The organism is Candidatus Harpocratesius sp. (assembly GCF_054039255.1).
On sequence record NZ_JBPLBG010000069.1, the window covers coordinates 14703 to 35526 of the forward strand.

At 30.5% G+C, this 20824-nt stretch carries 22 protein-coding genes; 15 read left to right on the forward strand and 7 right to left on the reverse strand.

Annotation, left to right across the window (positions count from 1 at the left end):
* The first annotated feature begins 613 nt into the window (after positions 1-613).
* A complete protein-coding gene (locus ACXLDF_RS14900; protein ID WP_457559340.1) occupies positions 614-1213 on the forward strand; it encodes a hypothetical protein in 600 nt (199 codons plus the stop codon).
* A 169-nt stretch (positions 1214-1382) separates the two neighbouring features.
* Positions 1383-1769 carry a 30S ribosomal protein S8e gene (locus tag ACXLDF_RS14905; RefSeq protein WP_457559341.1) on the forward strand — a complete coding sequence of 129 codons (387 nt, stop codon included), beginning with the start codon at positions 1383-1385 and terminating at the stop codon, positions 1767-1769.
* A gap of 184 nt (positions 1770-1953) precedes the next feature.
* On the opposite strand, the gene ACXLDF_RS14910 is transcribed toward ACXLDF_RS14905, so the two are convergent.
* From ACXLDF_RS14910 to ACXLDF_RS14925, 4 genes are all read right to left on the reverse strand, one after another.
* A complete protein-coding gene (locus ACXLDF_RS14910; protein ID WP_457559342.1) occupies positions 1954-3045 on the reverse strand; it encodes a sugar phosphate nucleotidyltransferase in 1092 nt (363 codons plus the stop codon).
* 89 nt (positions 3046-3134) lie between these two features.
* Positions 3135-3536: a signal recognition particle subunit SRP19/SEC65 family protein gene (locus ACXLDF_RS14915; RefSeq protein WP_457559343.1), complete on the reverse strand. Its 402-nt coding sequence runs from the start codon at positions 3534-3536 to the stop codon at positions 3135-3137.
* Positions 3537-3572: 36 nt separating this feature from the next.
* Positions 3573-5681 (reverse strand): glycoside hydrolase family 127 protein, encoded by a 2109-nt coding sequence (locus tag ACXLDF_RS14920; RefSeq protein ID WP_457559344.1) that lies wholly within the window; start codon positions 5679-5681, stop codon positions 3573-3575.
* The gene (locus tag ACXLDF_RS14925) at positions 5668-6198 is read right to left on the reverse strand and encodes a hypothetical protein (protein ID WP_457559345.1); all 531 of its coding nucleotides are present in this window, start codon (positions 6196-6198) and stop codon (positions 5668-5670) included. Before ACXLDF_RS14925 ends, ACXLDF_RS14920 begins: the two co-directional genes overlap by 14 nt.
* Before the next feature lie 279 nt (positions 6199-6477).
* Here ACXLDF_RS14925 and rpsB point away from each other — a divergent pair, with 279 nt between their 5' ends.
* On the forward strand, positions 6478-7197 hold the full coding sequence (gene rpsB / locus ACXLDF_RS14930) for a 30S ribosomal protein S2 (RefSeq protein WP_457559346.1): 720 nt from the start codon (positions 6478-6480) through the stop codon (positions 7195-7197).
* Between the two features lie 182 nt (positions 7198-7379).
* The gene (locus tag ACXLDF_RS14935) at positions 7380-7916 is read left to right on the forward strand and encodes an arsenate-mycothiol transferase ArsC (protein WP_457559347.1); all 537 of its coding nucleotides are present in this window, start codon (positions 7380-7382) and stop codon (positions 7914-7916) included.
* 45 nt (positions 7917-7961) lie between these two features.
* Here ACXLDF_RS14935 and ACXLDF_RS14940 read toward each other — a convergent pair whose 3' ends face one another.
* A complete protein-coding gene (locus ACXLDF_RS14940; RefSeq protein ID WP_457559348.1) occupies positions 7962-9464 on the reverse strand; it encodes an AIR synthase-related protein in 1503 nt (500 codons plus the stop codon).
* A 61-nt stretch (positions 9465-9525) separates the two neighbouring features.
* Here ACXLDF_RS14940 and ACXLDF_RS14945 point away from each other — a divergent pair, with 61 nt between their 5' ends.
* From ACXLDF_RS14945 to ACXLDF_RS14965, 5 genes are all read left to right on the forward strand, one after another.
* Entirely contained in the window at positions 9526-10614 is a 1089-nt protein-coding gene (locus tag ACXLDF_RS14945) for a beta-ribofuranosylaminobenzene 5'-phosphate synthase family protein (RefSeq protein ID WP_457559349.1), read from the forward strand.
* An 8-nt stretch (positions 10615-10622) separates the two neighbouring features.
* Positions 10623-11024 (forward strand): dihydroneopterin aldolase family protein, encoded by a 402-nt coding sequence (locus ACXLDF_RS14950; protein WP_457559350.1) that lies wholly within the window; start codon positions 10623-10625, stop codon positions 11022-11024.
* Positions 11025-11120: 96 nt separating this feature from the next.
* Complete coding sequence (locus ACXLDF_RS14955; protein ID WP_457559351.1) at positions 11121-12185, forward strand: C45 family autoproteolytic acyltransferase/hydrolase; 1065 nt, start codon at positions 11121-11123, stop codon at positions 12183-12185.
* Positions 12186-12235: 50 nt separating this feature from the next.
* A complete protein-coding gene (locus ACXLDF_RS14960; protein WP_457559352.1) occupies positions 12236-12643 on the forward strand; it encodes a HEPN domain-containing protein in 408 nt (135 codons plus the stop codon).
* Positions 12644-12653: 10 nt separating this feature from the next.
* The gene (locus ACXLDF_RS14965; RefSeq protein ID WP_457559353.1) at positions 12654-13031 is read left to right on the forward strand and encodes a nucleotidyltransferase domain-containing protein; all 378 of its coding nucleotides are present in this window, start codon (positions 12654-12656) and stop codon (positions 13029-13031) included.
* Here ACXLDF_RS14965 and ACXLDF_RS14970 read toward each other — a convergent pair.
* Entirely contained in the window at positions 13020-13733 is a 714-nt protein-coding gene (locus ACXLDF_RS14970) for a DUF447 domain-containing protein (protein ID WP_457559354.1), read from the reverse strand. The genes ACXLDF_RS14965 and ACXLDF_RS14970 overlap by 12 nt on opposite strands.
* An 81-nt stretch (positions 13734-13814) precedes the next feature.
* Here ACXLDF_RS14970 and ACXLDF_RS14975 point away from each other — a divergent pair, with 81 nt between their 5' ends.
* The 5 genes from ACXLDF_RS14975 (at position 13815) to ACXLDF_RS14995 (ending at position 18894) form a co-directional block, all read left to right on the forward strand.
* Positions 13815-15014, forward strand: coding sequence for a DUF1464 family protein (locus ACXLDF_RS14975; protein WP_457559355.1), 1200 nt, complete (start codon positions 13815-13817; stop codon positions 15012-15014).
* 345 nt (positions 15015-15359) lie between these two features.
* Entirely contained in the window at positions 15360-15521 is a 162-nt protein-coding gene (locus tag ACXLDF_RS14980) for a hypothetical protein (RefSeq protein WP_457559356.1), read from the forward strand.
* A 114-nt stretch (positions 15522-15635) separates the two neighbouring features.
* A complete protein-coding gene (locus tag ACXLDF_RS14985; RefSeq protein ID WP_457559357.1) occupies positions 15636-16214 on the forward strand; it encodes a flavoprotein in 579 nt (192 codons plus the stop codon).
* 9 nt (positions 16215-16223) lie between these two features.
* The gene (locus ACXLDF_RS14990) at positions 16224-18023 is read left to right on the forward strand and encodes a DUF4346 domain-containing protein (protein WP_457559358.1); all 1800 of its coding nucleotides are present in this window, start codon (positions 16224-16226) and stop codon (positions 18021-18023) included.
* 100 nt (positions 18024-18123) lie between these two features.
* A complete protein-coding gene (locus ACXLDF_RS14995; RefSeq protein ID WP_457559359.1) occupies positions 18124-18894 on the forward strand; it encodes an alpha/beta hydrolase in 771 nt (256 codons plus the stop codon).
* Positions 18895-19014: 120 nt separating this feature from the next.
* On the opposite strand, the gene folE is transcribed toward ACXLDF_RS14995, so the two are convergent.
* Positions 19015-19560, reverse strand: coding sequence for a GTP cyclohydrolase I FolE (folE, locus tag ACXLDF_RS15000; protein ID WP_457559360.1), 546 nt, complete (start codon positions 19558-19560; stop codon positions 19015-19017).
* A gap of 49 nt (positions 19561-19609) precedes the next feature.
* Here folE and ACXLDF_RS15005 point away from each other — a divergent pair, with 49 nt between their 5' ends.
* Positions 19610-20815, forward strand: coding sequence for a hypothetical protein (locus tag ACXLDF_RS15005; RefSeq protein WP_457559361.1), 1206 nt, complete (start codon positions 19610-19612; stop codon positions 20813-20815).
* The last annotated feature ends 9 nt before the right edge of the window (positions 20816-20824 follow it).

Genomic DNA, 20824 nt, shown 5'->3' on the forward strand with positions numbered 1-20824 from the left:
TAAAAAAGATAAATGGCCAATTTTTTTTCTTGAATGGAGCAAGAAAAATAATTACTCATATAAGATTAAATCTTTTTCCTATTCTTCCTATTCTTTCTTTAATAATTTAATTCCTTTAATATGGTGGGTTTTATCTTCAACTTTTCTCCTTTTTGCTCCATTAAGTAATTCATCGATTATTTCAATTTTTACTATAAGTTTACTTTTATTATCATTAATAAGTGATCATGTATTTCATTTCTGGAAACACCTTCACTTTTCTAAATCAGAACTTCAAACGGGAAGAAGTTTTAATTTTGATTTTATTTCAAATAAACATAAAGAATTTGACATGAAATTAGCAAAAATATTCATTATATCTCCTTTTGATCAAAATTCAAGAAAATTCCTACCTCTAAAACTACTCTTTTTAATTAGAATTATTCCTTTTTCTTCAGTTTTTTTAACAATTGTATTAATAGTTGGTTATACATTGCGCTTATTTTCAATATTTTCATCTTTTTTTCTTCAATTCCCGTCTTTGATGTATTTTCTTTTCTGTTCTTTATTATTAATCATAAGTAATTTATTTATGCAATTTCCTTTAAAAAAAAATACTTTGCATCAAAAAGAAATGGTAGAAAATGCCAATTTGTTTCAGAATTCATTAATATTATCGATTATACATCAAATCAATTCAGTTTATGCCCCATTTGATTGGATAGATATTGAATTTGTTGTTTTCTCTGGTATTGATCATCAAGAGCTGAAAAATAATCTTATTTTCCAAAATATATTTCAAGATTATCTTCAATATCGAGAAACATTCTTTATTTTCTTAGATCTTGCTAATGATAAACCATTCTTATATTCTCCTTATAGAAAAAAGTGTCATTTTTTCAATAGAAAATCAAACAATATCAAAAAATCGAATTCATCTCAATTAGATCCAAATTATTTATTTAATTTGTTTTATCATTATTTAATTCATTATAATCTTTCTCTTAGCAAGATTTTTCATAAATCCTTAAAAACTATGCCACGGTTTCCCGGACAATTTATTCACCTTACAAATCAGTTTGAGTACTATAAATGGGGTAAATTATCATTAACAGAAACAAAATGTATTAGATTTGGTGAAAAAATAGAAAAAATTATTCTGGAAATTTTTCAAACAATTGAAGAAAAATTCAAGACTTCATTTATTTCTGATTTTGACAATTCACTCTTGTAGATACATAAAATGAAAAATATGTCTTTTTTCTAATTATAGTTCCTAAAATATGGAACGTAAATTTTAAAACAGATAAAATCACAAGCCTAACTTTATAGGATTCTGCGATCGTGTATGGAAAGAGAAAAATTTTAATTAAATCCTACGTTGAAGTTCTTAGTGATATATCGTGGTTAATTATCAAGAAAGATCCAAGCGAAAACCTTCGGGCGCAAAAGTTAAAACTGCTCATAAAAAACGTAAAGCTCGTATGGGTCGTAATCCGATTGAAACCCATATAGCAGATGAGCGAAAGAAAATTGTCCGAACCCGCGGTGGAAATATTAAAATAAAAGCATACTCTTCCAATCTTGTTAATGTCTCTGATCCTGATACAAAAATTACAACACGCACAAAAATTACCCGATTAGATAAAAATACTGCATCTGTTGATTATCAGCGTAGAAATATCATAACTAAAGGTGCAATTGTTGAAACTGAATTAGGAAAAGTTAGAATAACAAGCCGTCCAGGTCAAACAGGGCAAATTAATGGTATTTTGTTGAAAGAAGAATAATCTACCTTTTTTTAATACTATTTTTATTTAATTTTTAGATTAGATTTGAAAGTTACAATAGAATTGAAGATCGAATAGATTGATACATAATCATGTAATTATAATTACAGAAGGGTAAAAAGCTGAAAAATTCTTATTTTTTTGCACTAAATTTTTCTTAATATTCGTTGTGTGAATAAGTTTTCTATATATTTTTTGAGGAAATAATTGATGAATCGTCACCAATCGAGAGTCGATTTTTGATCATATTTTCTAAAGAAACAAAATCGCCAATAATTGAAGAATCCGTGCAAAAATTATTTAAATCACAATTATCTCCAATTACTGTATTTGATAAAATACACCGATTAATTTTGGTCTTATTTCCTATGGAAGTGTTTGGACCAATTATAGAAGAAGAAATACAGACTTCATCTCCAATGAAAACAGGCGATATTATTGTAGATTCGACAATTTTACCCTCTTGACGTAATTTATTTATTTTATTTTGTGATGATTTATCAAATTCTAATAATTCTCTATTTCCCTCTAAAAATTTATCTAATGAGCCAAAATCAAGCATTTTTTGTTCCATTTTATTAATACCAATTTTTGCACCTTCATTTATCAATCTTTGAATAATTGGAACGTAACTGTGTGTTTCCCCTGGAATTAGTGGAGTGTTCGCTTGTTCTATTAAATAATCCATAAATCTTTTTGAAATAGATTTTTTAATTAAAAACGCACCTTGTATTGAGAGTTTAGATATAAATGATACGGGTTTTTCATAGATTTTTTGAACGATTTGATGTTCGTCCAAAACACATACTCCGTAATTTTCGGGATCATCAACTTCTTGCACATTTATTATTCCATCATAGTTATTACTTTCACATTGCTGTAATAAAGTTGTATAGTTGTTTACTGGAAGACGATCGCTGAAAAAGATAAAACAATCTTTATTATCTGCAAATGGTTTCGCTAAAGCAATTGCATCTCCTATTCCTGAGAAAAATGGCTTATCGTTATTCATTCCGCATGATTCTTGTTCAACAAATTCTAATTGAAAGTAATTGTCCATGTTTTCATTAAGTTTGTTAATATATTCGATTAATAATCGTTTTTTATATCCTACAATAAAAACTATAGTGGTTCCTTTGGGAACAACTTGTTGAATCCTTTCTAATGTATGAGCAATAATTGGTTTTCCTGCGACTTTAATTAGTGCCTTAGGTTTTGAAACCACAAAAGGTTGTAAATAAGAACCGACTCCAGCAATTGGACATATAACAATCATTTGAATCTCCCTTTTTCACCCAATTTTCTTTTTAGAATCATTGTGATCAATATATTTCTTTGAATTTATTTCTATTAAATTGTATTTCCTTAATTGTTTTTTTTTTTCTTTGCATATTGCTTTTTGCGAAGTTTTTCTTGAAGAATTTCTTTGTTTGATCGATGTTTTTTCTTCCTTTTGGCTAATTGGGCAGCATCCTTGCGTTTTTGCTTAACTTTCTTGATTTCAGGGGCCAATTTATGCAATACAAATGTTTTTTTTTGACCCATTGTATCGATTAGAACCCTACCTGGATGATCAGAAGAAGTGCGAGGATATCGAGCTGTTTTATCATGTTCGACATAATATTTTAAATGTTGGGCTGCTTCATATAAATCCAAAGAAGTTGGGCGTGATATTGCCAAATCTCTTGGAATTCGCCGCCCTAGTCGAATGGATCGATTATGATCAAAATATTGGGGCCAGAAAATAGTTAAACCCTTTCGTCGCATAAGATTCTCTCCAATGAGAGTAATTATTTAAATATTTTAAGGTTTCTCTTTCAAAGGATGGCTTTGTTGCTGAGGGATCCAAACAATCATCTTTGAGGGAGCGCGATTAGCCCATGCAAAATATGGGATAAACCTGATTTGATCTCCATTAATATCAGTAGTTAAGAGTGTTGGAATCCCTTTTAACAATTCTCGGTTGTATTCAAACATAATTTTTGAATTTTCATTTAAAATTAAAGGACCTATTTTCATCTGAGGATTATCAACTGATTCAGAGCAATAAATAAGTGGCCCTCTTGCTAACGCCACTTTTCCTCTATTTGATTTCACTTTTGGATGTGAAGACAATTTCCTAATAAAGAGTGGAAAATGGATTGATATTTGATTATTTTGCTTCCAAGTCCGCGTTATTGGAATCCATTTTGATTGAATTTGAGACTTACTATTTAATCGTTGCATTTTGGTATAAATTGGTTGATTTTCTGATATATTCATTTGAAATATAATTCCATTGATTTCAATATTATAATCGGATGCCCAGTAAGGGATACGTAGCAAAATTGTGAATTTTGTTGGTTTTTGGATTTTAAAACTCAATTTTATCCTTCCTTCTTGTACAATATCTGCAATCATTTGTATTGATATTGTAATTACTTTTTTTCCACCTAATGATTCACAATTATCTAAAGGAAGAACAACTTTTGCTGTATTTCCAATATATTGATTGATGAATAAATTATTAGCTTCAACTGTATAACAATACTTACCTAATTGTCCCAAAATTCGTGAAATATTAGAAGGACAGCAAGGTGTTAGGAACCAATGGTTCCTTTGAACATTTCCTTCACTTTCCAAGATATTTCGATATAAAAATGTATCACCCTCAATTCCCATGCCAACCAACATTGCATTATATAGCTGTAATTCAATAATATCAAGCATTTCAGGCCGTTTTGTTATTAAAAAAAGCTGCCATGTCCATAATATACTCGCAATTGCTGCACAAGTTTCGCAATATGCTGTTTCATTAGGTAATTCATATGCATGAGCAAAACCTTCAACAATTGGTAATGATCCCAAACCCCCTGTAATGTACATATATTTTTTAACCATATTTTCCCAACATTCTATAATATTAGATAAAATTGTCTTTTCATCTAATTCTTGAGCATAACGTGTAACAGCAGCCTGGAAATAACCAAACCGAACAGCATGTCCTTCTGGATGTATTCTTTGCCGAAAAGGTTTATTTTCTTGAAAATAAATACCTGAAAAAAACTGATGAAGTGAACGCATTAAAAATTTTCTTTTTTCGCCTGGTATCATTGTTTCCATGAATCCAAAGTCCTTTTGGATTAATTTTTTGATTTGAGAATTCTGTAGACTTTTATTGTTATTATTCTTATTTTTTTTTTCAAATTTCTTTTTTTGTCTCTTTATTCTTTTTTCTCTTTTTATATGATTAAAATTCTCTTTTAGCAATTTTAAGCCAAAAAATCGATTTTTTCCCCGAAATTCGATAAATTTTTGAGCTAAATCAAAATAATCATGCTTTTGCGTAATTTCATAGAGCTTCAAAAGAGCAAATTCAATCTCTGGATGTCCTGGAGTTTCAAAGAAAGAAGAATGAAGAAAATCATGAACCAACAAATCTGCACTTTTTTGGGCACAAACAAAAAGAATAGAAAGGGAATCTACATGATGATGTGCAATACCTGCTTCAATCAAATGACCTAAACAGTAAAGTTCATGTTCAATAGATAAATTTTTCCAGCGCTGATTTGGAAAATGGAATTGATTGTAAGTGAATAAATATCCATCTTTTTCTTGAGCTTGATTAATAATTTCGATTAACTCATCTAAATATCCTTTTAACTGAAAATTGTTTGGATTTAAAAGTATCAACCAAGATGCAGCTTCTGCCCATTTGTAAACATCAGAATCAGTATAGAAATACCCCCTTCGAAATCCTGCACCGTATTTATTTTTTAATCCAGCAACAATCCGAAAATTATCAATACTACCAAATAACTCAAGCATTTTCCATTGATGGATAATTGAAATTTCTTGATTTCGATGTAATACACTATTCCAAAAAAAATCAGAAATTTCAATTTGATTAACTTTAATTTCAGTGAGGACCATTAATGAAGCCTGCCAATATGCTTGAAAGAGATATAAAGATAAAACCAGTTAAAAGTTCTCCCAATGTTGCTAAGAAATTTCCTCCTGCGAGATTTACTCCCGCAAGAAGGGCAAAAACAAAATAAATAACACATATTCCAGCATAAAAGGTAAGAGCAGTTATAACAGTATGTTTTATTCCTTTAACAAACATACCAAATATTAATCCAATTGATCCCCAAGTTAAAATTGTAGGCCATAAAGTTTCGCCAAATAATACTCCAAAAAATCCATAAGTTTGTAAGTTTTGTAAAGAAAATAAAGTAAAAAGATCAGCAGAAAATCCAGAACCAACTAAAAGATATAAACCCGTAGTAATTCTATTAAATGAACCCGCTACAAAATTTGGAAAAATATCATTTTGTAAACGCATTCCACGATATGTGAAATTGCTGTAAATAAACACTCCAAATATTGCCAGCACTAGACTCCAAATAATCGCGATAGTATACCGAAGTTTGATATTGTTAATTGGCATGAAATAACCTACCTGCTAAATAATTTATACATTTTGAATTTGTAAACTTTATCACTTTATCATTCTTCTCGCATTTTTGAATAACATCAATATAATTTGATATCTTTATTTTTTACTAAAACGAAAAAATTCATATTAAATAAACCTCTTTTTTACTTAAATCGTTCAGCAGATGATAGTGAATTCTATCATTGGAAAAAAAGTTTCTGGACGTTCGTGAGAAGGAAAAATCTAGATTGATGAAATCCTTCAATGATGCGATATATTAGGTGAAAATTCATGGTTGATAAAAAAAAGAAAGATAAAGTCGATGAAGGCGAAGATGAACTTGAAGAAATCGTCCTCGATGATGAAACAGTAGTTTTACAAGAAGAAAAGGAAGATAATTTACTTATCCCACGAAATGATTATTTAAGCTCGGGAGTTCATATTGGAACTAAATTAAAAACAATTCATAGTGAAAAGTGGATTTATCGAACAACTTCTTATGGCTTGTATGTGATTGATTTACTTGCTACTGATGAACGGGTACGAGTAGCAGCGAAATTTCTTGCTTCTTTTGATCCAGAAAAAATTATGGTTTGTTCTGTTCGTAGATATGGACGTGCTCCAGTGCGCGCTTTTTGTAAAGTTACAGGGGCAAAAGCATTAGCAGATCGATTCATTCCAGGAACATTAACTAATCCTCTGATTGATCAATTCAAAGAAGCCGATGTGCTATTGATGATTGATCCACATGCAGACAAACAAGCATTAGCAGAAGCACAACTTGCTCGAATTCCAGTTGTTTCATTTATTGATACTGATGATTATCTTTATAACATAGATTTGGCAATTCCAAGTAATAATCGTGGTCGAAAAAGTCTTTCTAAAATGTTATGGTTATTAGCTCGTCAAATTATGCGAGAACGCGGAAAAATTGCAAAAGATGAAGATATCGAAATATCTCCAGAAGAATTTGAATCAAAAATAAGCCGAATTCCTGCTTCTACTGAGTAAATTAAGACTTTTACCTATTATAAGTAATTTTGATTTAAATTATAAATCAAATTCTTATTTTTTCTTTGCTACTATTTTATTGAATATCTTTAATTTTTTATGAGTTCCTAACGAAATTTTTAGTAAGAAATGATTTAATATCTTCAAGCAATTATTTTCAAAATTATACGGCTGAAAGATCTATGAATTATGAGACATTTTGGAAGAAGATGCAAGAGTTGTCAAAAATTTATTTAATTTTTCTTTGTGCTGGTAATATATGCCGTTCTCCATTTGCTGCAATATTATTTGAAAAAATGATTAAAGAAAGCCCTATTTTGGATATTTCCACTTTTAAAATCCAAAGTGGAGGATTTATTTTGCAAAAAGATGTAATCATTCATCCATTTACCGCAAAAGCTTTATTAGATTATCATGTTTCAGATGAACGCATTAAAGAACATATCCCTCGACATATGAGAAAAAATAAGGAAGATTTGCGAAATGCAACAGCGTTGATTGTTATGACAAAAGATCATCGAGATGTTCTACTACCTTCAAAATATAGGGAAAAATGCATTCTATTATCTGAAGCTGCAGAAAATAAAGTGGTTGAGCTGCCTGATCCAGCACTATATAATAATTATAAGGATTACAAATCTTTAATGGATCAAATTGCGAAATATCTTCTAATCATGATAAAAAAATTAGAATATCTAAGAGCTCACGCAGAATCTTGATTAGTCTTAGTTGTTCTTGATTTTTTTAAATGTTCTTAATTTACTTTAGATATTATTGCGGATATGGTTAATTACTGCCTTCTTTTTTTCTTGAGCACGCTGATATGCCTTTTCAACTAAATTAGTATAATTTTTTGGCTCATTTCCGTTCTTTTCTATTACTTTTTTTACAGATGTATATGCAGACTCCCGAAAATTTGGTTTAATTATCTCTCGTTTATTCCTTTGATGGAAAATTATTTTATCACTTTCTTGGACTCTGCCTATTTCTTTCGCTTCTATCCCTTTTTCATGAAGTTTTTGTATTATTGTCAATTTAACTGAATCTTCGCAGAAAATTAACAAGCTATCTAATGAAACACCTAAATAATCCACAGAAGCATCTGCAAGTAAGGTTAGTATTTTAGGATTAACCATTTGGCGTACATTTTCCAGATTAACATCAAATCCCAGAGAAGTTACGGTATGAATTTCTAACAAATCGTTTCGTAAGCCTCCATTAGTTATATCTATCATAGCATGGACACGATTACATATTTCAGAATTCTGATAGATCGTCTTAACTGCTTCAATGAAGGATATATTTAATGTTTCCTTGACAATTTCAGGATGTCCGTGGTATAAAGCTGTAGTACATATAGTTCCACCACCTGAACCCATAGTCATTATCATAGTGTCTCCTGCTTGAATATTTTTTCTAAAATAGGAGCATTTCATTATCCCAATACCTGCGATTCCACCTGTAAGACGATCTCCTATTACCATATCTCCCCCAATTCTTAAAGTTGAACCAGCAGTGATAGGTACATTTACAAGTTCAGCAACAGTAGCGATTCCTGCTTGAAAATCTAGAAGTTTTCCTATATCCCCATCATCAGCAAGATGAACATCAACCATAATCGAAATCGGTTGGGCTCCTTTTACATAAAGATCACGAAGCATAGCGCGGGTAACATGAAATCCTGCTAAGAAAGGGAAATCACTGAGACGACTGTGCATTCCTTCCATTTTTGAAACAACAATTATCGTATTATTTGAAGATTGCTCAAAGGATTTTTTTGCTTTTTTTCTCTTTTCTATATCTTTATTTATTGAAATTTCTGAAAAATCATAACCTTCTGAATTATCTAAATCCTTAAAATTGGTTAAATTAATTTTTATTTTTACTGCTCCTGCATCGTCTAAAGAAAGTGGTGAAATATAAGGTGTATTTGTAGTTCGACTAATTGTTGATAAATAGTGATGAATAATATTATCACCTTCTCCACGACACCCTACGCCTCCTTCACCCATGCTGATACCAGTCTGGATTGGAGATATAATTTCATCATATATTTCTGATTGAGAGATTTTCTTTCGGTTTTCTGCATCTTTGATTATTTTTTCAGATATTTGGACTTCATCAATAATCGCCTCAGCAAATTGACGTATATATTCTGAAGAAGTGGTTTTAAAGATTTTATATTCTGAAATAAGATGTTCGATTATTTCTTCACGTGATTTTTGTTGTCTAAGTAAATTCCGCGCAATACCCTCTAAATTGGTCATGTTTTGTCAACTAATTCTAATAAATTAAACTTATTCGCACTAATTATTGAAAAAAAAGCAAATGAATTTATCAAACTTTGCATTAATTACATTCAGTGTAATGCATTTTTTGATTCATGCTCCTGCTCGTATTCATATGTCCTTAATTGACCTAAATGGAAGTTTGGGTCGGATTGATGGAGGATTTGGTTTTGGAATTCAAAACCCACACTTAGAAATTGAGTTTTGGGATAAATTTCCAGAGTCATCTTTTAATAAATTTAAGTTAATTGAATTTAAAGACAGTAAAGTGTATTTTTTAGGTAATGATGAACAAAAAGATTTGTTATTCTTTGTCTTAAAGCAATTAGAGAGAGAATATTCCTTATCTCCGCGCTCATTTTTTGTGAGAATCAATCAAGTTATCCCAAGTCATAAGGGTTTTGGCTCTAAGACTCAAATCCTTCTTTCTCTTGCGCGTGGAATATGTGAAATTTACAAACTTTCTTTTTCAGTTTCAAAATTGACAAAATTAGTTCAACGCGGTGGCACTTCTGGAATTGGTTACCAAGTTTTCGAAAAAGGAGGATTTCACCTTGATTTGGGGCATACTTTTGGACCACAAGCCGAAAAACAGAATTTCTTACCCTCTTCTGCCACAAATGCATTTCCTGCTCTACCTTTTTTCCACTTTGATTTTCCAGAAAAGTGGAAGATAATTTTACTTCTTCCTCAAGTGTCTCAAGAAATCGCAAATAAAAAAGAAGTTTCAATCTTTTCTGTTTATACTCCGATACTGCAATCTGATGTTGAAAAAATTGCTCATCGACTTTTATTTCAAGTAATTCCTGGAATTCTACAGCAAAATTTGACCGTATTAGCTGATGGCATTTGGGCTATTAATAATATGGGTTTTAAGAAAATTGAATTATCTCTTCAACATTCAATAATACCTTCCTTACTTACAAATATTTATAATTCTTATCAAATACCAATAGGACTTTCATCTTTTGGCCCAGTTCTTTATACAATTGTAGAAAAATCATTTGAATTAGAGAGTTTTAAGAAGCATATTCAATCTTTTCTACAAGATTTTCAAAATGCTCCTATATTTGAAATCTTTGAAACATTACCAGATAATCGCGGGGCTTTTATAACTCATAATAAATAATACTAAATATGGAAGACCTTGCTCGTGATTATCATTCTTCTGATGTATCAGATAGAGAAATCGCAATATTTGAATTAGGGATTAAATTAGCTGCATTATTTCATCTGGTTTTTGGTGCACCTATTAAAAATGATGAAGAGACAAAGAAACATATCGCTGCTGGTATTAAAGCCTCAATTGAATGTCAACCTTTTGTTAAGTCTGTTAAAGTGGAAATTGCTGATTTAAAAGAAGGAATGAGTCATCATTATGTCAAATCTAATGAATATGATTATACATACGTTTCTGGTAAGAATCTTCAAGCAGAAGTAGAAGTAGTCTATAGAAACTGGAAAGTTGTTGGTCGAGTCCAATGGATGTCAGATTTAAATTATCCTATGATGTTTATTAAAAATATAACCCAATTATAATGCTAGATCTTCTTTTTTTTTTGTTTATTCACATTTATTTAATGAAAAATAAGCTAAATGTCAACTTTCAAATTCAGAGTTATGTTATTTATTTTAATGGTTGAGCAATCTTTCAAGTATTTTCCATTTCTTACAGTGGAAGGTTCTAATTATGAAATTGGATTTAAAGTTGGACAGAATTTTCGAAATCAAATAAATAATGTGCTTCAAAAAAGTATTCGAATACAAAATTTAGAAAAGTATGATCATAGAAACCCTCAAAAAGTAAAAACTGCAGAAAAATTAATCAAAAATCATTTTCCGCAGTATTTAGAGGAAATTCACGGGATTTCAGATGGTTCGGGTATTGATTATCAAAAAATTTTGCTAATTAATTTATTCCACTTATTTGAACATGAAAATTGTTCCACAGTTATTTTTAAAACAAAAAAAGTCGTTCAAAACGGTGTTCAAAAAGAAATACTGTTGGTTCATAACGAAGATCATAACAAAGTGATGTGTGAAAATTCTTATTATTTGCAGATGAAATTAAGTGAAGATTTAACTATATTTTGTCATACATACCCTGGCTGTATTCCCGGTTATTCGCATGGAATGAATTCCAATGGAATCGTTATTACCTGCAATTATGTTCCTGATCCAATAGGTGCTGTAGGAATTCCTCGCACTGTTTTAGGTAGGTGGATGCTCGAATCAAAATCAATTGAGCAGGCTGTAGAACGAGCTCATGGGTTTTCTCCCCGAACTGGTGGGGTAAGTTATAACATTGCCAGTCTTAAGGAATATCGAGCAGTAAATGTTGAAATTACAGGAAATGATTTTGCGGTAACAGAAATTGAAGATCGTTTTTTTCATCCTAATCATTACATTGCTCCTAAATTTGCAGATATTAGCGTTCCTGACAGTTCTGTTTCAACAACTAAAAGACGATGGGATCGCAGCAAAATTCTGCTTCCAAATACCGAGAAATCCCTTGATGGTGCATTAAATATTCTTTGGGATGATCAGATCTTCATAACACCCACTCAAATTCCTAACAAAGGTACACATCTTACTTACAATACCATTTTCTTTCAAGTTAATTCCAAGATTTCTACTCGAATTTATACAAATAGGCGGGAAAAAAGAGAATATGATGAATTTTGCCTCGATTTAGGCTGAAAATTTCAAAGGTTTTAAGTATTTATATTTCATAAATAAAGTAGAGAATTATGGTTCGCAAGCAATGCTATATTTGGGCAGAAGAAGCTTGGAATGATTATGAAATGGCAAAAATACTGATTGCAGCATCAAAATTCAATGGAGCGGTTTTCCATGCTCAACAAGCGGCTGAAAAAATGGTGAAAGCTTTACATTTTCAATTTAATTCTCAACCATGGGGGCATTCTATCACAAAATTATTCCAAGAAATAGAAGTTAATTTAAATGACATTCCCGCGTACATTAAAAGCTATGCAATGGAGCTCGATCGACATTATACAACTTCAAGATATCCTGATGTTTTGCCTGGATTGACTCCCAAAGATGTTTATGACCAAAATGCGGCAGAAGATGTAATGCATAAAGCTTTAGAAATATTAAATTATCTTTATTCTATTATTCAAAAATCTAAAAAGTGAGTATTTTACTATGATCATCCAAAAATCTAAAAAGAAAATAAAGCAGGAGATATTAAGTAAATTCCACAATTTTATCTTTTATATCAAAAATAATTATGATGTTCATGCATTTATTTTATTTGGCTCACAATCCCGCAATGAAGCTCTTTTTTATTCAGATTATGATCTTTTAATTATCGGGAATTTCGATACTGATTATATGCAAAGAACGAAAAAAATGGTTCAGCATTTACCAACTGATGTTGCAGTTGACTTATTTTGCTATTCTGTTGAAGAATTTGAATCAATGATGAAATTAAAGAGAAAACATATTTTAGATGCCTTAGATCATGGAATTCCAATTTTTGGGGAAGAATTTATAAAAAGATATAGATCGTTAAAAAAATGATACATCTTGGGGTTTTACTCCATTTTCAATCAGATAATTATCCATTAATTCATAAGATTGATGAAATCTTTCCATATCTCGCCAACTAATGATCTTTCGTTTGATAATATTATATGTTTTTAATGCATCATTAAATTCTTTTGAGTATTTTTCATAAATAGGAATTCTGGTAACTAATATTAGTGCTTCAATTGATAGATTCATAGATCTATTATTGAATAATATAGGTAGTCGGAAAACCTCCTTTTTAATAATTCGAGCACGAATATTTGGAAGTTCTCTCCGTTTACATACTGGTCTTTCAAGTAATGATGAAGGTAAATCTAAAACTTCACATTCAACTGCTGCCCATGAGCTTTTTAGAATTGGTACAGAATCAGTTAATAAAAAAGCTGATCTGGGCAATTCATCTATGGGTTCATCATGATCTTTCCGTCTTAAAGCCGCCACAACGTATTCATAAAAATTCTCTGAAAAATTGATAGAAAAGCGAGTTCCGACATTTAACAATTCTTTTGTATGTGTATCTTCATATGCATGAATATAAACTTCGTTTGTTGGTGTAAAATGAACACCAATGCATGCAGCATTAATTTTTTTTTCTGTATTGGGAAAAAATACACAAACAATTGATTCATAATTAATAAATGGCTTGAAAGTGAGTAAATCATCATATATTCTATCTGAAGAGAATTCATTCATGTTTATTTAGTATATGTTGTTGAACTAAAAGAATTTTCGGGAAAGTTGAAAAATCTCTAAATCCTAACTATATTGATTTTCATGCGGGTGTTGGGCGTTGATCCAGGGAGTGTTTCATGGGATTTTTATGGATGTGAGATTGAGGGTGATTCACGAGTCACATTTTTCGATTTTACTCTTTCTTCTTCTTTAATAAAAGCAAATCCTGAATTAGTGGTGAATTTAATTAAAGAACAGCTTCCATTGGATGCAATTGCCGCGCCTAGTGGATTTGGTCTGCCATTTAGGGATATTTCTAATATTTCACAACATGAAATTTCTCTAATTACGCTACATTCATCTAAGGAACAAGCAATAATGGGTTTAAGCCAAGTTCTTTATCTTTTGAAAGAAGTGTCTATTGACCTTTCAATACCAATTTATATTATCCCTGGAGTGAAGCATTTTTCAACTGTGCCACGTCATCGAAAAATAAATATAATAGATATGGGAACAGCAGATAAAGTATGCAATGTGGTTCAAGGAATTAACCAAATATCGAATGAAAGAGATCTTAAATTTCAAGAAATTAATTATATAATGCTAGAAATAGGACGTGGATTTTCTGCAGCTGTTGCTGTAGAAAAGGGCAAAATTATTGATGGTATTGGTGGAAGCAATCTAATTGGATTTAAGTCAATGGGAAGAATGGATTCTGAACTCGTTTACTTAGCTAAAGATCACATTGAATCTAAAAAGTCTATTTATCAAGGTGGAATTGATTCAATATTATCGTCTTTTGATCTTAGGATTTCAAACAATAAGAGTATAGATGACAATATTAATTATGACAATATAAAAAAGAATCAACTTGGATATAAAAGGTTTAAACAATTAGCTGAAAATTCTCCCATCAAATTAATGCTGATCGAACAAATAGCAAAAGCCCTTCTCCAACTTGCAAGCTCATTTTACTTTACAAAAATCCATTCTTCTTATCGTTCTTCTTCAAATTATCAAATTATAGTTCTGTTGACTGGCTCAGGGATCGATCTTCAATGGTTGAAAAATAAACTTCAAAAACGACTTCAATTATTTAAATTAGGTGAAAACCCTTTATTTGAATTTGATTATTTAAAATCTTACTCAAAACAAGCGAAAACTGCGGCTCAAGGTGCTTGTCTTATTGCAGAAGGAATTCTGGGAGGGCAAATTCAAGACCTCCTAGATCATTTGGGATTATTTGAAACAAAAGGAACAATTCTCGACGATATCTATTTTCCCTTTGAAGAATTTAAATAAACTTATTCGCACTGTCACAGTGTTCATAGTTCCTTCTAACTTCACTTCGCTCATCCAAATCAACAATTCTTTGCCATTTTTTCCCTGTCCTAAAAAAAAACATGCTAAATAATATCGATTAGCGAGTTCCAACGTTTTAAAGGAAAAAATCTTTGACATTGGGGTTAAATCCAGAATAAATTCGCCCCGCTTCAAACTAATCTATACACATTTGACTTAATTTCTGTCATATATTGTTTTTTTAATTGCCATAATAAAAAGATTTGTTTGACGGCTGTAAAATAAATTTATTTTGATTGCTGTCAAGGAAATTCTTTTAAACGTAAAATTTGAAGGAAAAATATAATGGTGATTCAAAAATATTCTGCATTTTTTGCTTATAAAAATGGATATTATTATTTCAGTGAATATCAACAGAAAGAAAGCTATTATTATGAGAAGTATTCTTGCAGTGAATTTGTCAAATTTTTTCAGCAGCAACAAAAAGCGCGCGAATATTTTAATTAATCTTTCACATCTTTTTCGCAAATCTCATTTCTTTTTTATCACTTTATCTCTTTTTAATTAACACAAATCCAAAAAAAGCTAAATATTTAAATCAATGTACAGTAAAATTTCATCATGGGACATGAAAAAATAGCATGGGGTATTACTGGTTCTGGTCATCTCTTAAAAGAAAGTATTGATTGTTTCACAGTTTTAGTTGAAAAAGGATGGAAAATTGATATTTTTCTATCTGCAGCTGCTGAGACTGTATTAAACACTTATAGATTATATGACAGTTTAAAAAATTTGCAGTCTTTGCATCCGCAGGAGATTAAACATATATATCGTGAAAAAGATCAACCACCTGGATTTCCTATTTGTGCTAAATTTAATCTTCATGCATATAATTTATTAATTCTCAGTCCACTTTCTGCTAATTCTGTTGGAAAAATGAATGTTGGAATTGCAGATTCATTAATAACAAATATCTTTTCACAAATGATTAAAGGAAATGGCCCAATTTACGCAGTTCCTTGTGATTTAAAACCAGGTATTATCTCAACCATTACACCAAATGGCGAAACAATCCAAATTACTGTAGATAATTTTAACAGCCAAAACGCGCGATCTTTACGAAAATTTCCTACAGTTTCTTTATTTGAGAACCCTCTAAATTTATGTAAAGCAGTTCAAGAAAATTTTCCATTAAATTAAGGTTTTAATATGAGTATAACTAAGATTCTTTTAGTAACAGGAAAAGAAGCGTTTTCACAATTAGAATCTTTACATGAACAATTTGTGGATAATCGATTTCAACTTTTTGTCCATCAATGTCCTGTATCTGTCATTTCGCTTAGTTCACCGCAATCTATTCTGAACTGTTTGCAGAAAATTTCTTTAGAAAAATATGATCTGATAATGATTTCAGGGCTGATACCATGGAATCCAAATAAGATAGAAAAAACAATTCATATTCCAATTATTAAAGGGCCAAAATTTGCATCTCAAATTACCGAATTATTAAAACAGACATCAATTAATGATCTAAAATCATTAAAACTCGCAGAATTCACACCTTATAGTTTAGGTCGAGAGAATTTTAATAAACATATAAAAAAAGTTCTCAAATCACTAAAAAATGGCTCCCTTAGTCCTTCCTTTTCACTCTCATCTGAATTTCCTGATGTTATTTTTAGTCCCCATCTTCCACCAGTTGTTTTAGGTGAAATTGTTGATTTTCCTCTTCTTTCAAACGACCTTCTCTTTAAAAAAATTGAATTACTTATTGAACATGGCGCTGATATAATTGATTTAGGTTGTGTGTCTTATGAGGAACATTGCGCGAGAATTCAAGAGATTCTTCCCAAATTAAGAAAAAAATATGCCGTTCCTTTTTCAATTGACAGTGGAAATGCCTCAGAAATACGCACTGCAGTAAAATATGGGGCATCTATGGTTTTAAGTTTAACACCGAATAATTTTGATCAATTGAAAGATATACCTAAAGATATCACTGTAGTTTGTCTTATTCCGCCAGAATTCTCTCCTTCTGATTATAAATTCTATTATGATAATTCTCATTTGCCTTTTCTATTTAAATTTAAACAGTTTGGCCCATTAGAATCCTCGTATTTGAAAATATTAGTTGATTTTTATTATAAAGTCAGTTCTTATGGATTTAAGAAAATCCTTTTAGATCCTTTGTTAAGCACGCCGATTTGCCCTGGTTTGGTTAATTCCCTCCAACGATATTGGATTCTTCGGCATTTAATTAACACTCTTCAAAATCAAGATGATCCGAATTCGGAACAAATAAATCTTAATGATTCAAATCAAAATCATTCAAATTTAAATAAATTAAATCAAATACAATTAAAGATCGAAAAGAAGAAATCAAGTTTTTATCATTTTAACAATCTTCCAATTCCCCAATTATTTGCAGGCGCAAGTAATGTAATCGAATTGATGGATGCAGATTCTCCAGGAATTACTGCCTTGCTTTCTTCATTGTTTACAGAACTGCAGATTTCAGGTGTTCTTTTAACAGAACATTCTAAAAAATGCCATATGGTTATATCAGAATTTCAAAAAAGTTCTAATTTAATGTTTTTAGCGAAAGTAAATAAAGCACCTCCAATAAATTTGGGAATGAATGCCTTTTCTTTCAAATCCAAGAGGGAATACACTCCTGTTCCTACTATGTTATTTCAAAATCAAGAGGGGAAAAATAAGCAAAAAGCAGAAATTTACACAATTTCACCCAATATCACAGAAGCAAAGATGGATCCCTCAGGATTTTTTAAAATATATGTCGATCTTGACAAAAATCAGATAGTTGCTGTACATTACACTAATTATAATGAAAAACCACGAATTTTTATTGGTAATAATGCTGAATCACTCTATAAAAATATTTTTAAGAAAAATCTTGTTAGTCGATTAGATCATGCGGCTTATTTGGGAAAAGAACTTTACCGAGCAGAGCTAGCCTTAAAATTTGGAACTGCATTTGAGCAAAATTAGTCTGTTCATGCTTTTTTATCTGATTAATTGATTGATCGAATAAACAAAAATAATTTTCAAATATAAGTTAATTCAATTTTAAATTGAAGGATATGATCTTATGAATCAAAGAGAACTTCAAATTCCAACAAGCAATCAGCAAACTTTAGGTGGAATTCTATATTTACCTGAAGATAATTCTTCCCCAAGTGATCTTGTAATTCTATGCCATGGTTTTACTGGTGATCAGAATGAATGGGGACGTTTTCCAGCTACAGCAGAGAAGTTTACTGAGATCGGTTTTGCTGCACTTACTTTTGATTTTTCGGGTTCAGGAAAAAACCCAAGAATACCTGTAACAATCACTCAACAAGTAAAAGATCTCGAATCTGTATTTTCATGGAGTAAGAATCAAGGTTTTAATAAAATAAGCATTATTGGTTTAAGTTTTGGAGGTCTAACATCTTTGTTAGCCAATATTCCTGAACGAATTACGACCGTCTTTTGGGCACCTGCCTTTTATATGCGAAAGATCATTGGAAAGAAAGGTTTTTTCATGAGAATTGCAGCTATATTCAGTCGAAAACCAATAAGTGTTCCTTCTGCTAATAATGAACCATTAATAATTGAAAAATCTTTTTTAGATACTATTTGGGCGATAAATATTGAAGAAAGGTTACAGAATTTTACTGAATCTTGTTTAATCATACAAGGAGATGCAGATAATGGTGTTTTACCTAAATGGACGCGTAAAGCTTATTCATTTCTTCCAAATAAAGCAGAGCAGAAGTATATTGAAGTAAAAGGTGCTACTCACGAGTTTCAAGGTGAACATTTAACGGAATTTATTGACCATACATTAAAATGGATAAAAAATCGTCATCATAAATGAAAAAAGAAAGAAAAATTAGACAAATAAGAGAATAACGAGGGAAGTATTTTTTTTTATTGTCAAATTATTCTGTCTTCATATTTGATTTCTTGCAATTAAATTGTTTTAATTAATGAATAATCAACTTTTTTGAATTAAACTCAGAAATTCCGTTCGAGTTTTTGGATCTTTCCGGAAAACCCCTGTCATTGATGACGTGGTCATTACTGAATTCTGCTTTTCAACACCTCGCATCATCATGCACAAGTGTTGTGCTTCGATTACAACACCTACTCCCATTGCACCTGTATATTTCATAACTGCATCTGCAATTTGCTTAGTAAGCCTTTCCTGGATTTGCAATCGTCGAGCAAATACATCAACTATTCGAGCAATTTTTGATAAACCAATAATTTTACCATTTGGGATGTATCCTAAATGACATTTTCCAATAAATGGAAGCATATGGTGTTCGCACATTGAATAGACTTCAATATTTTTAACAATAATCATCTCATCAGATTCACTTTCAAATAGAGCACCATTAATTACTTCTTGAATATCTTGTGTATATCCTTGTGTTAAGAATTTCATTGCTTTGGCGGTTCGCTCTGGAGTTTTCAATAATCCTTCTCTTTCTGGATCTTCTCCTAATTGTATAAGCATTTCTCGGATAAGATTTTCCATTTTCATTATTTTGATAAATGTTTGATTCCAAATAAAATTAAGGAAAAAAATGAGCATATTTCTGGAAGGAGACTTTATTGAGTTAATTGATGGAAGTTTTTTTGAAGTGAAGGGTTTTCAGCATCCCAAAGGTGCTGTGGTGGCGCTTCCCCGTTATATTCCTCAAAGTCGTATAAATAATATCAATCAAACAAAAATTGTTAACCTTTTTCATCAAAAACCTAGAATTAAATCTTCTAAAACATTTTTTAAAGTAAAATCTTTAGCTGCTAAATTTGAAATTCTAAAATTAATATTTCCAAATATTCCTCTTTCTCATAAGAATCGTGATTTTTTAATTCCACTTGTTCCATATTCTTTAATTAAAAATCATTTCTATCCCGAATCTATAGAATTTACAAATATACAAAAAGATCAAAAAAAAATCATCACTGAAGAAATTAATTCGATAAACAAAAAAAATGAATTTGAATCATTTAGAAATATTAAAAACAGTGTTGTTATTGAAGATGCATCAGATTTTATCCATGAATTATGTGAAGGTACGGGATTAGACCAAAACCATTTTGGAATTACTGGATCTTGCCTAATAGGAATGGATGATGAGAATTCAGATATTGATCTGATTATTTTTGGTTTTGATGCAAGTTTGCGAGTGAGACAGTATCTTTCAAACCTTTTTCGAGAGGAGAAGGGCGCTCATAAATCAAAAATAAGAGCTTATTCTGTAGAACAATTACAAAAACTATATAAAATGAGGGTTCCTGCTCATCATATTCCTTTTCACACATTTACTCATATGGAACTTAGAAAATTACATCAAGGTTTTTTTAAAAATCGAGAATTCTTTATTCGTTATTTTGAATTTGAAAATCGTGAATCATATGCAAAAATTAATCAATTTGAAAATCAGAAAATTCAAACTTTTGGAAAAATTGAAGTTGAAGCACAAGTAATAGGAGATGAATATTGGTGGATTACACCTTGCAAGGTAGAATTGGGAAATATTCAAATCATTCAATATCCTGTATTAAATCATGAAAAACAGAAAATTCTCGATAACTTTGGGATTAACATAGAACAAATTCGGCAAATATTTACACTAAGAGGGCGATTTACCGAAAATGTTCGATTATTAGAAAAGGTACGAATTAGGGGGACTCTTGAGTTAATAATATGCTCTTTTCCAAGAAACTATGCTTTTCTCCAAATTTTTATTGGCAATCATCCTAAAGATCTATTGCATCCGATTTAAGACTGTAAA